Genomic DNA, 16,575 nt, shown 5'->3' on the forward strand with positions numbered 1-16,575 from the left:
TTACATCACCTAATCTTTCTTATAGCTCTCTAACATTTTTTCTTTTAATGCATATAGGCTTTCTGATAAAACTACTGACATAATTTCTGGGTTAACAAGTCGTTTATATTCATCCCAAAGTGTTTCTAACTCTTCTTTTGCATACTCTTTAATTACTTTTACAGTTGGCACTTCGTATACTTTTTGTCCTTTTCTAAAGATAGGCAATAATAATTCTCTTACCTCATAACTTTCTGGTTTTAATTTAGTTTTCATCCATCTTGCATTTTGCTCAATGAGAACAAGTTCTTTTGTTTCATCAAATATTTCTTCTTCAAGTGCAATAATATCAGCTTTGATTTTACCTGTTTCTTTGTTATAAACACGTACTACTTTTTTAATTCCTGGATTTGTTACTTTTTCTGGATTATTAGAAATTTTAATTTTAGGAACTACTACGCCATCTTCATGAATTTCAGCTGCTAATTTATAAATACCACCAAATGAAGGGCAATCAGATGATGTAATCATATTTGTTCCTACACCCCAAAGTGTAATTTGAGCACCCTGTCTCTTAAGATCTGCAATAAGCATTTCATCAAGGTCACATGAAGCACTAATAATAGCATCTTTATGTCCTGCTTCGTCTAACATGTATCTTGCTTTTTTAGAAAGATATGCAAGATCTCCACTGTCTAAGCGAATACCATAAGACTCCATTTTAATGCCATTTGCTTTCATTTCATTAAATACTTTAATAGCATTTGGAACCCCAGAACCAAGTGTGTCATAAGTATCTACAAGTAAAATACATTTATCTGGGAATAATTTAGCATATGCTCTAAATGCTTCAATTTCTTCATCAAAACTCATAACCCAGCTATGTGCATGTGTTCCCGATACAGGTACATCAAACATTTGCCCTGTAAGTACATTAGATGTAGCTGCACATCCACCAATTACAGCCGCTCTTGCTCCATAAATCCCTGCATCCGGTCCTTGTGCTCGACGGAGTCCAAATTCAAGAACAGGGTCTCCTTCCGCTGCACGTACAACTCTAGCTGCTTTAGTTGCAATCAGACTTTGGTGATTAATGATGTTTAAAAGTGCTGTTTCTACAAACTGTGCTTCTAAAATAGGGGCTTTAACACGCATTAATACTTCCATAGGAAATACAACTGTTCCTTCTGGAATTGCATCGATATCTCCTGTAAATTTAAAGTTTCTAAGATATTCCAAGAAACTCTCATTAAATAAATTAAGTCCTCTTAAATACGCAATATCTTCTTCATCAAAGTGAAGATTTTCAATATAATCTATAGCTTGTTCAAGCCCTGCACAAATTGCATAACCATTTTTAGATGGGTTATTTCTATAAAATAAATCAAATACTACTTCATGATTATTAATATTATTTTCATGATATCCTTGCATCATTGTTAACTGATATAAATCTGTTAATAGGGTTAAATTTCTTTTCATATATTTTTCTCCCGTCTTTAATCTTACTAATGCTTATTACTCTTATAAATCTATAGTATGATCTTTCTATGTCGTCCTAATTCTAATTTTAAATGAGTCCATATCCTAAAATAGCTATATTGTAAATCTCATTTTTACCACACTATGCTATAATATCCCTATTATAACATACACATAAAAAAATTTATTGATATTTTCCTAAGGAGTTTACAGTATGTCAAAAAATCAATCTAAGTCCAAAATTATTTTAGTTACCTCACTTATAGCTATATTTTGTAATGTTTTATGGGGTAGTGCATTCCCAGCTTTAAAAATTGTCTATAAAGAAATGGGTATTGTAAGTCATGATCTTGGTGGCACAATTACCTTTATCAGTCTAAGATTTTTATTAGCTGGTATTTTCATCTTTATTGCTGGATTATTAACTAGTACCCCTCTTTTTAAAATAAGCAAAATACAGATTTTATTAATTATTATTTTAGGTCTATTCAACACCACTTTGCAATACTTTTTCTTTAACATCGGTGTAAATAATACCTCTGGTATCAAAGCTTCTATTTTAGGTCAAGTAGGCATTTTCTTTTCTATCATTTTAGCTCATTTTATATACAAAGATGATAAATTAAGTCTTAGAAAAATCTTAGGCCTAAGTCTAGGCTTTATAGGAATTATTTTAATCAATTTAAATAAAGAAACAAATAACTTTTTACAATTTAAATTACTAGGCGAAGGGTTCATGATTATATCTGGACTTGTAAGTGCCTGTACAATGTTCATCGCTAAAAGAATTGGTAAAGAATTACCTAGTATAGTTTATACTAGTTGGCAAATGATTATTGGCTCTATTGCTCTCTTCTTTATAGGCCATTTAATGGGTGGACGTATAGACAATCTAACTTTTACTCCACTTTCAATTTCATTGCTTTTATACCTTGCCTTATTATCTAGTGTTGCCTTTTGCCTTTGGTATTATATACTCCAACTGAGAAAAGTTGGTGAGCTGGCAATGTATAATTTGCCATTCCTATTTCAGGTACTATACTTACCGCATTATTTGTTCAAACTGAACATATTACACCTATTCATATCTTTGCACTTTTACTTGTATCTTTGGGTATTATTATCGTTAATAAATATTAATACTTATATATTTCAATTTAATAAATTATATATCCAACCTTACCCTATCTATACTTTTGTTGGATATATAATTTACTTTATATTAAACATTTGTCATTTTTTTATTTTCTTTAGCTATTTTTATCATTTTTACAAACTGCCGTCTATTTATATTCTTTAATGCATTCCGCTTACTATTTGCCTATCTACAAAATTCTGTTTACTACTAGACATCTCCTACATTTAATTTTATAATATTATTTAGTACAATTTTATTTATAAACACAATGAAAAGGAGAAGTACTTTATTTGATACGTCACAGCGAGTGAGGTTGGTGGAAGCTCACACGATAGAATATAGGAAAAATCACCTTGGAGTGGCAGACCGAACATAACTTTTGTTATGAGTAGACTCTGACGGTTTCCTACCGTTACCGTAAGGAAAGGTATAACGAGCGGTCTTCTTTTAAAGAAGGCAAATCAGGTGGTACCGCGGAAGATTACGTATATAACGCTCTTTCGTCCTGTTTATGGATGAAGGAGTTTTTTATTGCTATAATTTATGGCATCAAAGTCCTGAATCCAATATTATTCATATGTCTAAGATTAATATTTTAAGGATTTGGTTATAACTAAATAATAAGCTTTAAATTATTTTTCTTTTTACATATGTGATTTTTGTAACACTGTCACGATTCATTTTCACAATTTATATTAGGAGGAATAGTAACGTATGTACAAAAAAGTAGATACCAATCTAAACTTCGTTGATAGAGAACTTGAAGTTTTAGATTTCTGGAAAAAGAATAACGTATTTGAAGAATCAATTAAATCTAGAGAAGGCGGCCCTATCTTCACATTTTATGATGGACCTCCAACAGCAAATGGTAAACCACACATTGGTCATATCTTAACTCGTACAATGAAAGATATTATGCCACGTTACAAAACTATGAAAGGTTACAAAGTTCTTCGTAAAGCTGGCTGGGATACACACGGACTTCCAGTTGAACTTGAAGTTGAAAAACAGCTTGGCATTAGTGGTAAACCACAAATCGAAGATTATGGTGTAGAACCATTCATTCAAAAATGTAAAGAAAGCGTTTGGACATACAAAGGTCTTTGGGAAAAAATGTCTGACCGTGTTGGTTATTGGGTAGATATGGATAACCCATACATCACTTATGATAACAACTACATTGAATCAGTATGGTGGTCACTCCGTCAAATTTGGGATAAAGACCTTATTTACAAAGGACACAAAATCGTGCCTTACTGCCCACGTTGTGGAACATCTCTTTCTTCACACGAAGTAGCTCAAGGTTACAAAGATATCAAAGATCAAACAGCTACATGTAAATTCAAAGTTAAAGGCACTGAAAACACATACCTTTTAGCTTGGACAACTACTCCATGGACACTTCCATCAAACGTTGGTCTTTGTGTTAACCCAGAACACACATACGTTAAAGCTACATTAGATGGTGCAACATACATCTTAGCTGAAGCTTTAGTAGAATCTGTTCTTGGCACAGAATGCGTAGAAATCGTAGAAAAATTTGCTGGTAAAGAATTATGTGGCACAGAATACGAACCACTCTTTACATGCGCCAAAGTAGATAAAAAAGCATTCTTCGTAGTAGCTGATGACTACGTAACACTTACAGATGGTACAGGTATCGTACACATCGCTCCTGCATTCGGTGAAGATGATGCTAGAGTTGGTCGTTCAAATAACCTTCCATTCGTACAACTCGTTAACGAACAAGGTTACTTCACAGAAGAGTTCACAAACGAATTCCCAGATCTTAAAGATGTATTCGTTAAAAATGCTGACCCACAAATTCTTAAATATTTAGAATCACAAGGTACATTATTTAAAGCTATTCCACATACACATAGCTACCCACACTGCTGGAGATGTGATACTCCACTTCTTTACTATGCACGTGACACATGGTTCATCGAAATGACTAAAGTTCGTGATAGATTAGTAGCTAACAACAAAACTGTTAACTGGATGCCTGAATCAATCGGTGAAGGTCGTTTTGGTAACTTCCTTGAAGGTGTAATTGACTGGGGTCTTTCACGTTCAAGATACTGGGGTACTCCACTTCCAATTTGGGAATGTAAATGTGGACACAAACACCTCATCGGTAGCATCGAAGAACTTAAATCAATGAGTTCTGACTGCCCAGAAAACATCGAACTTCACAAACCGTACATTGACAACGTACACCTTAACTGTCCTCACTGTGGTGAAAAAATGACACGTGTATCTGACGTTATTGACTGTTGGTATGATAGTGGATCAATGCCATTCGCACAACTTCATTATCCATTCGAAAACAAAGAAGTATTCGAACAAAACTATCCAGCTGACTTTATCTCAGAAGCTGTTGACCAAACTCGTGGTTGGTTCTACACATTAATGGCTATCTCTACATTAATCTTTGATAAAGCACCATACAAAAACGTAATCGTTCTTGGTCACGTTGGTGATAAAGATGGTATTAAAATGAGTAAGAGCAAAGGAAACGTAGTTGACCCATGGTCAGTACTTGATGTACAAGGTGCTGATGCTGTTCGTTGGTACTTCTACTCAGCTTCTGCTCCATGGCTTCCATCTAGATTTTCTGCTGATAACGTAAGTGAATCTCAACGCAAATTCATGGGTACATTATGGAATACTTACGCATTCTATGTACTTTATGCAAACATTGATGAGTTCGATCCAACTAAATACGAACTTAAATATGATACATTAAACATGATGGATAAATGGGTTCTTTCAAGACTTCACACACTTATTAAAGGTGTAGATGAACATCTTGCTAACTACAGAATCTTCGAAGCATCTCGTGATTTACAAGCATTCGTAGACGATTTATCTAACTGGTATGTTCGTCGTAGCCGTGAAAGATTCTGGCAAAGCGATATGCCACAAGACAAAATCAATGCTTACAAAACGCTTCACACAGTGCTCGTAACACTTGCTGAACTTTCTGCACCATTCATTCCATTTATGGCAGAACAAATTTACCAAACCTTGTTAAATCAGTAGATGAATCTGCTCCAACAAGTGTTCACTTATGTGACTTTCCAGTTTGCGATGAATCTATGATTAACGCTGAACTTGAAAAATACATGAATGAAGTTCTTAACATTGTAGTTCTTGGACGTAGCTGCCGTAACGAAAGTAACATCAAGAACCGTCAACCAATTGGTAACCTTTATGTTGGTGCTACTGAAGTTCTTCCACAAGACTTCATCGATATCGTAGCAGAAGAATTAAATGTTAAACATGTAGAATTCACTACAGAAGCTGCTGATTTCATTTCTTACACATTTAAACCTCAAATGCGTACATTAGGACCAAAATACGGTAAAATGCTTAATGCAATCAGAACTGCTTTAACAGAACTTGATGGCGTAACTGCTATGGCTGAACTTAACGCAAATGGCGTTCTTAAATTAGCTATTGAAGGGCAAGAAATTGAACTTACAAGAGATGATTTATTAATTAGTACAGCTCAAAAAGAAGGTTATGTAGCTGCTGCAGATAACGGATATACTGTAGTAATCGATACACATCTTACAGAAGAACTTCTCGAAGAAGGTCTTGTTCGTGAAGTAATTTCTAAAATCCAAACAATGAGAAAAGAAGCTGACTTCGAAGTACAAGATCACATTGAAGTTGCTTACACAGGCAATGAAAAAATCGGTGCAATCATGGCTAAAAATGCTGAATATATTGCATCAGAAGTATTAGCTAACAGTGTTACAGAAGGAACAGTTGATGGCTATACAAAAGAATGGAAAATTAACGGCGAAGCTGTTACATTCTCAGTAAAAAAAGCTTAATTCAAAAAAGAAGTGATATAAAACTATTTCTAGTCTTATATCACTTCTTTTTATAAGATTATCCCTTATTTATCTTGAAGTGCATCATAACCTTCTTCACCTGTACGTACCTTGATAACATTTTCTACATTGTAAACGAAGATTTTACCATCTCCAATATGTCCTGTATAAAGTACACGTTTTGCTTCTTTAATAACTGTTTCTACTGGTACTTTACATACCACAATATCCACTTGAACTTTTGGAAGTAAGTTGATTTCTAAAGGTGTACCACGATAAAGTTCTGTAGAACCTTTTTGCATACCACATCCTAATACGTGATTAACTGTCATACCTGTAATACCTATACGATTCATAGCCTCTTTTAATACTTCAAAGTGATTTTCTTTTGTAATAATTCTAATTTGTGTCATCTTAGTAGCTCCACCTGCTGATGATACATCTTCTACTCTTGTTACCGGAATAGCTACTTCAGGACTCACCACTTGATCAGAATCTACTGTTACTGCCACTTCATTGCTACTAATCATTCTGCTTCCTGTTGTATAGAAGTCTGCATAAGCACTTACTAAACCATGTTCAGGTAAATCAAGACCACTAATTTCTTCTGTTGCTGAAACTCTTAAGCCAATTGTATGATTAATAACTTGGAATATAATTGTCATCATAACAGCAACCCAAACAATAACGCAAACTACACCAAGTATCTGAATTCCTAAAAATCTAACACCATGGCCATAAAAAAGACCTTCTGTTGTTGAAAATAAACCAGTTAAAACAGTCCCTATTGCACCGCACATACCGTGTACTCCGACCGCTCCGACAGGGTCATCTACTTTTAATACTTTTTCTACAAATTCAATACCAAATACGACTACGAATGATGCTACAAGTCCGATGCAAAATGCTCCAAATGGATCAACCACATCACATCCTGCTGTAATAGCTACTAACCCAGCTAATGAACCATTTAATGTCATAGACACATCTGGTTTACCATATCTTAACCATGTAATAATCATTGTTGAAAGTGTTGCAATTGCTGCTGCTAAGTTAGTTGTTGTAAAAATTGTACCCATTGCAATAAGTGCTTCATCACCATCTGCACTTACTGTAGAACAACCATTGAATCCAAACCAACAGAACCATAAAATAAATACACCCAATGCACCAAGTGTAAGACTATGACCAGGAATAGCTTTAGGTTTACCATCTTTTGAGAATTTACCAATCTAGGTCCTAAGATAGTTGCCCCAACGAAAGCTGCTACACCACCTACCATATGAACTGCAGTTGAACCCGCAAAATCATGGAATCCTAATTGTGCAAGCCAACCACCGCCCCAAATCCAGTGACCAGAAATAGGATAAACTATAGCACTAATAAGTGCACTATATATACAATAAGAAATAAACTTTGTTCTCTCTGCCATAGCTCCTGAAACAATTGTTGCTGCTGTTGCACAAAAAACTGTTTGGAAAATGAAGAATGCATATTTAGGTACACCAGCTGGTAATGCATCTGTATACTGTCCCATACTAAACAAATCAAGTCCACCTATAAAAGCACTACTTCCACCAAACATTAAACCAAAACCTGTTAACCAAAAAAGTGGTGTCCCAATGGAAAAGTCCATAAGGTTTTTCATAATAATATTTCCGGCATTTTTAGATCTTGTAAAGCCTGTTTCTACCATTGCAAAACCGGCCTGCATAAAGAATACTAAAGCCGCTCCTAATAACACCCATATTGTACTTGCTGCTGAATACATACATATTCCCCCTTAATTTCTACTTTAAGTTGTATCACATAGATAAACTCTGTAAAACAACAAAAAGGCGCTATAGATTAATTTTTTAATCTATAGCGCCTTTGCTATCCGTTGTTTTATTTATATGTATTATAACATATACTTTGAGCAATTTCCAGTATTTTTTAAATTTTTATCACATTAACTTCAACTTATTGTGGAATCATACCGCTTATAAGCTCTCCATCATAAAATACTGCAACTTTATCTGCACCTTCATAAGAGAAGTCATTTGATTGATCAAATGCAGACCAATTATTATTTGCTATACGTATACCCATTACTAATGTGCTTGCACTAGTAAGTTTATCATCTATATCAAATGTAAATTCAATGTATTGACTTGCTGTAGGTGTAGCTGTTTCCATGTTCTTAACCGTACCTATTATGTTTTCTCCTATACTTACATACCATGGTGCTGTTGAATATTGTATCGCTGCTGCATCAACCCAACAAGTTGTACCTACTTTTGGTTGTTCATTTGTGAAGTAGTAACGAATTGTAAGTTAGATAAATCATATTCTTTACCTTCTTTAGCTTTTATTGTAAATTTAGGAGCTATTGCACTTGCAGTTGGATCTGTTGTATTTTCTACTTGAATATCAATATTACCTGCTACTGCGTCTATTTCTGTTGTATCATCTACAACTACTTTTACAATTTGATCTGAACCTACATTGAATGTAAATGTGAAGTTATACGTACCTTTTTCTAATGTAGCAAGATAGCTTGCTGGAAGTACAACTTTATCTTCTTTTACTTCATAATCTTTTCCTGCTATAAGTGCTTTGTTATTAAGTTTTACTGCTTCTAATATATTACCATTAAGCTCTACATTTACTACAACATCTTTTTGAACTTCTACATTTTTATCAAAGCTTGCTTCTTTAGGTGTTACTACAGAATCTTTTTCTAATGTATTTACAACATTAATTACAAAACTTGCATCTTTACCTTCACTAAATGTGAATGTGAATTCATTTGCACCTCTATTAAGCGTATCAAGATAAGACTTAGCAAATACTACTTGATCATCTTCTACTGTATAATCTTTTCCAGCAACTAATACTTTACCATCTTTAGCAATACTTACAAGTGTATTACCTTTTAACACCATACCTACTGTAACATCATCTTTATTTGCTAAGTCAAATGTATCTGTTGTTGTTGTAAGTACAGAATCAATCACTGTTCTAGTAATATCTACTGTAAAAACTGGATCTGTACCTTTATTAAAGTCAAATGTTAAATCTACTTTACCTTCTTCAAATTGGTCAAGATATGATTTAAGAATTGTTACTTTATTATCTTCTACTATATAATCTATACCTTCTACTAAAATTGTATCTTCATTTTTAATAGCTTCTAATGTAGCACCATCTGCATCAAATTCTACTGCTACATCTTCTTGCAATTCTGCTTTTTTATCAAAACTTGCAGCTAAACTACTTAAAGCTACACTTGTTCCTGTTTCTTTAATAGTAATTGTAAGCACTGGATCTTTACCATCACTATAGTCAAATGTTACTTTTACTTTATCTTCTTCTTGAGCTGCTAAGAATGATTTAAGGATTGTTACCTTATCCCCATCTACTATATAATCTTTGCCTTCTACTAATACTTTATCCCCAACTTTAACAGCTTTAAGTGTATTACCATTAGGTTTAACTGCAATTGTAATATCTTTTTGTAAACTTTCTTTTTTATCAAATGTAGCTCCTGTTTTTTCAAGTGTTGCACTTGGTGCTGTTACTTGTCCACTACCTGTATCAGCATAAACAATACCACGTCCATTTGTTCCGATATATACTCTACCATATACATCAAAGTCACCTGTAATATCACAGCAAGGATCTACTAAACCATATTGGTGATTATTATCGTTGATACGTGTCCATGTTTCACCTTTATCATCAGATCTAAAGAAACCATTTTGTCCTTCCATTTTACCTGCAATATAAATTGCTGGATATCCACCTTCTTCTTTAGCTTTACCAAAACCAAATGTAAGCGCTTCATCTACACCTTCAATTTTTGTAAATGTTTGACCTTGATCAGCTGAGTACCATAGTCCTTTTTCTCCTTCACCTTTAGCTGTACCAAGCCATACATCTCCTTCATGACCTCTTACTGCCTTAATAGTTGTATTATCTGTGCTTGCACCAATACCTGGTTTACCTTCAAGTGCTACTTCTGTAAAGCTTTCAGCTGAATCTGTACTTACATAGAATTTACCTTGGCTATAACCATAGAATACTTTCGGGTTTACACGATCAGAGCATACATTTGCCCCTGTTGGGATACCTTCAGAAGCTGTCCAGTTATATCCACCTTTTGACCAACTTACTGGTTCATCTGGTGTAGCCCATACTACAATTTCTCCATCAGCAGCAAGTGCAACTTCACCTTTACCATTACTTTCTCCAATTCTGCTATGAATTACAGAGAATGTTTTACCACCATCTTTAGACCATGTCATACCACTTAAGTAGCTACCATAATCATCAATTTTTGTTCTTTCACCTACACGTACTACAATATTTGGTTTAAGTTCAGCATAATCTAAGTCTACAGAACTATTTAATGTACCGTATTTATCACCTGGTTTGATATTAGCCATGATTTCAGGTACTTTTGTAACATCTTCATGATAGAAACCATTGACATCATATAAACTACTTACTAAACCATCATCTTCTGAACCTGGAATTGTAATAAGGGCATTTGATACAACTTCTTCAATACCTCTTGCTCTAACTTTAATAGTAAAGTTTTCACCTTTATCCCAGTTTGTTAAATTGTCTGTACCATAAAGTGTAGCACCTGTACCATACATCATTCTATCTGAATTGAATGGGTCAATTGCAATAGCTCCTACTGTCCAACCAATTTTAGGTGATGCTGTCGCATTATCATCTGGTGCATGTGTGCTGCCCCAGTCAAGCCATGGTGCATCTGTAATATCCATGTCACATTTTACATTACGTTGTGGGTAACTAATCCAATCCCATACATTTTCCCATGTTTCTCCACCATCTTTACTTCTGTACATAAATAAATCTGGCCACCAAGATTGACAAACTACTAAAAGCGTATTTTCATCTTGAGCATCCACTGTAAGGCCTTGATATCCATAATATGGATCATCAGGTGCATTCTTACTAGATTTTGGACTGATAAGTTTCCATTCGCCTGTATTTGTATTGTATTTCCACATATCACCATAACCTGGTACATATGGTCCAGCTTCTGTTGTATATGTTACATAAAGTATACCATCTTTTGTAAGATATGTTTGATATGGTAAATATGTATCACCGTCTTGCATTTTCCATTCGCCAGTTGCTTCATTTACAATTTTTCCACGCGGTTCACCAGCTACTGGAGCCCATGTTTTACCACCATCTGTTGATTTATAAATAGAATGATCTCTATTACCAATACCCACATAAAGTGTTTGACAACCTTTTTCTGTTACATTAGAATTCTTATCACATACAATAAAAGTAATGCCTAAGTGACCACCATATGCATCACCTTTATTGTAATAGAAGTCACCTTCTATATCGAAACCTTCTACTTTATTCCATGTTTTTCCATAATCTTCACTTTTCCATAAACCATCATTTCTAGAACCTAAATAAAGTACAGCCGAATTTGTAGGATCTACAACAAGTTTTGCATTCATTAATCTACCTTGCATGTTTGAACCACAGAAGAAAGGAAGTTCAGAAATTGTCCATGTTTCTCCTCTATCTTCTGAGCAGAATACTGCACCTTTTACATCTGTCCAACCATTATCATATTCACCCATTAATGCATAAACACGATTCGCATCATTAGGATCTGTAGCTAAATCATCACATCCTAAGTTACTCCACATCTCTGGTCCTACCCAGTCAGTAAGAGGTTTCCAGCTTTCTGATTCTGGTTGCCAACGGTAAATACCACCCATATCTGTTCTTGCATAAATTAAGTCTTTTTCTGCTTCACTAAATTCGACACCAGTAATCATACCACCACCATAAATTTGTACGTTTTTCCACTCGTTGATTTCAGTGTCATAAGCATATACACAGTTTGGTGCAATACACATTACTGCTAAACTGACTGGCAGTACAAACTTACGTGCGTACTGACCAATAGTAGCTGTTAAGTTTTTTAATATTTTTTTACTCATAAATTACCTCCATTTGTTTAAGTTTTTTTTCTAAATCTTTAAATTTATTATATAATTAGCAGTTTTTTTTTAAAGATTAATGGAGTATAATGTGTAATTTTACTTATTATAATGTTGTTCTAATGAGGCTTATAATTCTCTTTCAATACCCTTTTTAAATTCCTGTAAAGTAAATTAATCATTATTTAGGGTTAATATCAATTTATAATTTAACTTAAAGTTCAAATATTACTTGAATATAATAAAAGCGTGTTACATCCCCTTAATGTAACACGCTTTTCAATTTATTTAAAATAGCTTTTTCTTAATCATAATAAATGCAATAATCGCAGTGATTACTACTGAAATAAGTATAATTCCACTAAAAGCATGCGGATTCTCACTTAAAGGAACTTTTACGTTCATTCCCCAGAAACTACCTATCATTGTTGGTATCGCCATAATAATTGTAATAGAAGTAAGGGTTTTCATTACAATATTAAGGTTATTAGAGATAATAGATGAAAATGCATTCATTGTTCCACCTAAAATGTTACTATAAATGTTAGCCATCTCAATGGCTTGCTTATTTTCAATGATAACGTCTTCTAGTAAATCTTCATCTTCTGGATAACGTTTAATATTTTCCATACGCATCATCTTTTCAAGAACAATTTCATTTGCTCTAAGTGATGTGGTGAAGTACACCAAACTCTTTTCTAAATCAAATAATTGAAGTAACTCTTTATTTCTCATAGATTTATGAAGTTCTGCTTCCATTTGATGACTTAAACGATCAATATGTCTTAGATATTGTAAGAAGTAGGACGCATTTTTGTAAAGTAGTTGAAGAATAAATCTAGTCTTCTTAAATGTAAAGAATCCCTTGATTTTACCTGACTTAAAGTCTTCTAATAACTGAATTCTTTGAAGACATGTTGTAATAATATATTTATCTCCAATAATAATTGTTAATGGAATTGTTTCATACCCATTATGCCCTTCTTCATCTTTAATAGGAACGTCAACAATAATAACTGTACAATTGTCATCTACTTCTATACGCGCACGTTCCTCTTCATCTAACGCAGATAAAATATGATTAGTTTCTATGTTAAACTCTGTTGCTACTTCATTAATTTCTTGTGGTGTAGGATTACATAAATTAATCCATGCGCCTTCTTCAAATGCGCTAAGCTGGACTAACCCTGTTTCATCAAATGTTTTATAGATTTCTTTCATGCTATCACGCCCTCATTTTTCACCTTAGCCTATTTTAAAATAACTTTCTAAACAGGCATAAGTACTTCCATGTAGGATGTGCTTAAATGATCTTACCACTTCATGTTCGCTTAAAGAGTTATTTTAACCATAAAATAAGGTGAGTATTTTTTATTCCTTTAGTCTGCTTCCACCTACAACTCGGTTCCGCTTCCATTCATACTCACTCTCCTTATTAGTATTTTGATTTTTTAGCTTTTAATTCATAAAGCTTCCTTATTAATAGTATTTTATTCTCTATGCCCTGTCAAGTAAAATGACTTGAAATAAGAGGAAATTATAAAGAAATCTGTATTTTAACTCAAAAAAGCTTTCACACGTATTTACATACACTTGTGAAAGCCTTTTTTCTATTATAGGGTTATTTATAGGGCCTATTTAATAAATTTTACCTACTTTTTTATTGCCACATTTTGCTTTACCTTGAATCTCGGTAACTGTTTGTTGTGGGTCTTTCGAACAACATAATTTATGATTACTTTCTGTGCCATGAAGTTCATGTTCATCTGGTCGTCTCATACCAGCTTTAGCCATATGCTCACCACCTTATATATCGACTTATCTTAAGTGGTATGAGGTGATAAGATAAGTTTTATTCATCACTTATGTAGCTTCTTAGATTTGTTCAAGAGCTTGTTCGAGGTCAGCAATTAAATCATCTGCATCTTCGATACCTACAGATACACGAATTAAGTCTTGACCAACACCTGCTGCTTCTAATTGTTCCTCATTGAGCTGTGCATGTGTTGTACTTGCTGGGTGGATGATAAGTGATTTAGCATCTGCTACGTTAGCAAGTAAAGAAAAGATTTTAAGTTTCTCAATAAATTTAATACAGTTTTCTTTACCACCTTTAATACCAAATGCAAAGATTGCTCCTGATCCTTTTGGTGCATATTTTTGAGCTAATTCATAGTATGGACTACTTGGAAGTGATGCATAGTTAACCCAAGCTACTTTAGGATGTTTTTCAAGATATGCTGTGATTTTCTTAGCATTTTCAACATGTCTTTGAACACGAAGTGAAAGTGTTTCTAATCCTTGTAATAATAAGAATGAGTTGAATGGGCTAATACACGCACCTGTATCTCTTAAAAGTTGTAATCTAATTTTTGCTACAAATCCACCTGGAACATCACCATATACAACACCATTATATCCTGGGTCTGGTGTTGTAAATCCCGGGAATTTACCATTTTTCCAGTTGAATTTACCACTATCTACGATAACACCACCAATACTTGAACCGTGTCCACCGATATATTTCGTTGCTGAATGTACAACGATATCTGCACCAAATTCAATAGGACGTACTAAGTAAGGTGTTCCAAATGTATTGTCTACAACAAGTGGAATATCGTGTTTATGTGCAATTGCAGCTACTTTTTCAAAATCAATAACATTAATACTTGGGTTACCAAATGTTTCTACATAAATGGCTTTTGTTCTATCATCAATAGCAGCTTCATATGCCTCGAAATCATCTGGATTTACAAATTTAGTTGTAATACCGTATTTAGGTAATGTATCTACAAATAAGTGATATGTTCCACCGTATAATGTACTTGCAGAAACGATATTATCTCCTGCTTCTGCAATATTCATAACTGCATATGTGATAGCTGCTGAACCTGAAGCAACTGCTAAACCTGCCACCCCGCCTTCAAGTAAAGCAACTCTTGTTTCAAATACATCTGATGTTGGATTCATGAGACGTGTATAAATATTTCCTGTCTCTTTTAATCCAAATAAATTAGCACCATGTTCACAATTATCAAACACATAAGATGTTGTTTGATAAATAGGTACCGCTCTTGATTTAGTTGTTGGATCTACTGATTGCCCTCCATGAACTTGTAATGTATCAAATTTCCAATCTGCCATTCTCTCCATCCTCCTTGATAGGTTTTTAATTAAATACATTCTAGAATTTTAATAATATTTCATATTATTTTATTTTTCAACAACATAATTCTTTATTTTTATATTTTACTTATTTTTTATATTTTATTATCCCCTTATATGTATGTCAATATGCATACTAAGTTTTAATTTTTACGAGTAATTTTAACACGGTCATGCCCATATTTTTTACCTTTTCATATAATAATTACTAGACATATCTTTTTTACTCGAGGAGGAAGCGTATGAAAAAAAATTATATTTATTGTATTCTCTCTCTTTTAATTGTTGTGCTTGGTTTTCTCTTTATTCTATTAGGTCTTTTGGTTCCTACACTCTCTCCTAATACACAGCGCGCAATTTTGTTATATGCTATCTGCTTTATATTCATTGGTATTGCGGCTTTTTCCGTTCATTATAAAAAATACAATTTGCTAAAAACGCTTACTGATAACGATCTACCTATATTAGCGCGTTGGTCGTTTGATCCTAATTCTTCTGAAATTTTAATAAGCACTCTTAAAGAATATAAACATAATGCAATGTGTACACTCTTTTTTACATTTATACTTGTCCTCATTTTTGCTTGTACTTTTTTTACTACTTATCTACACATGGCCTTATCTAGGTCCTATTATTAGCATTTTCTTTCTACTTATTGGTATACTAGTTACCAACTCTTACTTTAAAAAACTTTATTCTGATTCTATAGAAGTTATTTTTAGTGAAGATCTTATCTATTTTTTAGATGATATCTATACGCTTCAAAAATCTATTTATTTCTTAGATAACGTGTCAATTAATACTGAAGGTGAACCTGTATTACAATTTGTTTATGGCCAAATAGAATATGCTGATGAACCTTACTTCGTTCTCGAAATTCCAATTCCAGAAAATCAAACTAAAATGGCACATGCACTTCGTTCTCACTATCTAGAAGAAATTAAAAATATAAATTATTAAAATTAAAAACCTGCCA

Annotated in this window: 9 protein-coding genes, 3 pseudogenes and 1 other annotated feature; of the genes and pseudogenes, 4 read left to right on the top strand and 8 right to left on the bottom strand. The window is 33.4% G+C overall.

What is annotated here, in order from left to right; genetic code table 11:
- Window positions 1-9: 9 nt before the first annotated feature.
- Window positions 10-1,461: a nicotinate phosphoribosyltransferase gene (locus JCM14822_RS03520; RefSeq protein WP_054739713.1), complete on the bottom strand. Its 1,452-nt coding sequence runs from the start codon at window positions 1,459-1,461 to the stop codon at window positions 10-12.
- Between the two features lie 214 nt (window positions 1,462-1,675).
- On the opposite strand from JCM14822_RS03520, the gene JCM14822_RS03525 reads away from it, so the two are divergent.
- Together JCM14822_RS03525 and ileS are read left to right on the top strand one after the other, a co-directional pair.
- Window positions 1,676-2,761, top strand: a complete 1,086-nt coding sequence (locus JCM14822_RS03525) for a DMT family transporter (protein ID WP_054739716.1) — start codon at window positions 1,676-1,678, stop codon at window positions 2,759-2,761.
- A 97-nt stretch (window positions 2,762-2,858) separates the two neighbouring features.
- Window positions 2,859-3,110: a binding site (T-box leader), on the top strand.
- Window positions 3,111-3,313: 203 nt separating this feature from the next.
- Window positions 3,314-6,444: pseudogene (ileS, locus tag JCM14822_RS03530) on the top strand (isoleucine--tRNA ligase).
- Between the two features lie 65 nt (window positions 6,445-6,509).
- On the opposite strand, the pseudogene JCM14822_RS24385 reads toward ileS, so the two are convergent.
- From JCM14822_RS24385 to JCM14822_RS03555, 7 genes and pseudogenes are all read right to left on the bottom strand, one after another.
- Window positions 6,510-8,215, bottom strand: a pseudogene (locus tag JCM14822_RS24385) (ammonium transporter).
- Window positions 8,216-8,406: 191 nt separating this feature from the next.
- A complete protein-coding gene (locus JCM14822_RS21480; RefSeq protein ID WP_054739718.1) occupies window positions 8,407-8,622 on the bottom strand; it encodes a hypothetical protein in 216 nt (71 codons plus the stop codon).
- Between the two features lie 18 nt (window positions 8,623-8,640).
- Window positions 8,641-8,754 (bottom strand): annotated as a pseudogene (locus JCM14822_RS24790) (hypothetical protein); the annotation flags it as partial.
- A complete protein-coding gene (locus JCM14822_RS03545) occupies window positions 8,718-12,434 on the bottom strand; it encodes a X2-like carbohydrate binding domain-containing protein (protein ID WP_054739720.1) in 3,717 nt (1,238 codons plus the stop codon). The gene JCM14822_RS03545 and the pseudogene JCM14822_RS24790, both read right to left, overlap by 37 nt.
- Window positions 12,435-12,722: 288 nt before the next feature.
- The gene (locus tag JCM14822_RS03550; RefSeq protein ID WP_054739721.1) at window positions 12,723-13,655 is read right to left on the bottom strand and encodes a magnesium transporter CorA family protein; all 933 of its coding nucleotides are present in this window, start codon (window positions 13,653-13,655) and stop codon (window positions 12,723-12,725) included.
- 417 nt (window positions 13,656-14,072) lie between these two features.
- A complete protein-coding gene (locus JCM14822_RS20905) occupies window positions 14,073-14,228 on the bottom strand; it encodes a hypothetical protein (protein WP_172674759.1) in 156 nt (51 codons plus the stop codon).
- A gap of 81 nt (window positions 14,229-14,309) precedes the next feature.
- A complete protein-coding gene (locus JCM14822_RS03555) occupies window positions 14,310-15,587 on the bottom strand; it encodes an O-acetylhomoserine aminocarboxypropyltransferase/cysteine synthase family protein (protein ID WP_334291641.1) in 1,278 nt (425 codons plus the stop codon).
- Between the two features lie 254 nt (window positions 15,588-15,841).
- On the opposite strand from JCM14822_RS03555, the gene JCM14822_RS19930 reads away from it, so the two are divergent.
- The gene (locus JCM14822_RS19930; protein WP_157047606.1) at window positions 15,842-16,237 is read left to right on the top strand and encodes a hypothetical protein; all 396 of its coding nucleotides are present in this window, start codon (window positions 15,842-15,844) and stop codon (window positions 16,235-16,237) included.
- A 151-nt stretch (window positions 16,238-16,388) separates the two neighbouring features.
- On the top strand, window positions 16,389-16,559 hold the full coding sequence (locus tag JCM14822_RS19935; RefSeq protein ID WP_157047607.1) for a hypothetical protein: 171 nt from the start codon (window positions 16,389-16,391) through the stop codon (window positions 16,557-16,559).
- Window positions 16,560-16,575 lie beyond the last annotated feature (16 nt).

Origin of the sequence: Cellulosilyticum ruminicola JCM 14822 (assembly GCF_001311925.1) — a bacterium.
Lineage (GTDB): Bacteria > Bacillota > Clostridia > Lachnospirales > Cellulosilyticaceae > Cellulosilyticum > Cellulosilyticum ruminicola.

Coding starts and splice junctions, on each gene's coding strand:
- JCM14822_RS03520 (WP_054739713.1), bottom strand. CDS start 1,461: ATGAAAAGAAATTTAACCCTATTAACAGATTTATATCAGTTAACAATG.
- JCM14822_RS03525 (WP_054739716.1), top strand. CDS start 1,676: ATGTCAAAAAATCAATCTAAGTCCAAAATTATTTTAGTTACCTCACTT.
- JCM14822_RS21480 (WP_054739718.1), bottom strand. CDS start 8,622: ATGGAAACAGCTACACCTACAGCAAGTCAATACATTGAATTTACATTT.
- JCM14822_RS03545 (WP_054739720.1), bottom strand. CDS start 12,434: ATGAGTAAAAAAATATTAAAAAACTTAACAGCTACTATTGGTCAGTAC.
- JCM14822_RS03550 (WP_054739721.1), bottom strand. CDS start 13,655: ATGAAAGAAATCTATAAAACATTTGATGAAACAGGGTTAGTCCAGCTT.
- JCM14822_RS20905 (WP_172674759.1), bottom strand. CDS start 14,228: ATGGCTAAAGCTGGTATGAGACGACCAGATGAACATGAACTTCATGGC.
- JCM14822_RS03555 (WP_334291641.1), bottom strand. CDS start 15,587: ATGGAGAGAATGGCAGATTGGAAATTTGATACATTACAAGTTCATGGA.
- JCM14822_RS19930 (WP_157047606.1), top strand. CDS start 15,842: ATGAAAAAAAATTATATTTATTGTATTCTCTCTCTTTTAATTGTTGTG.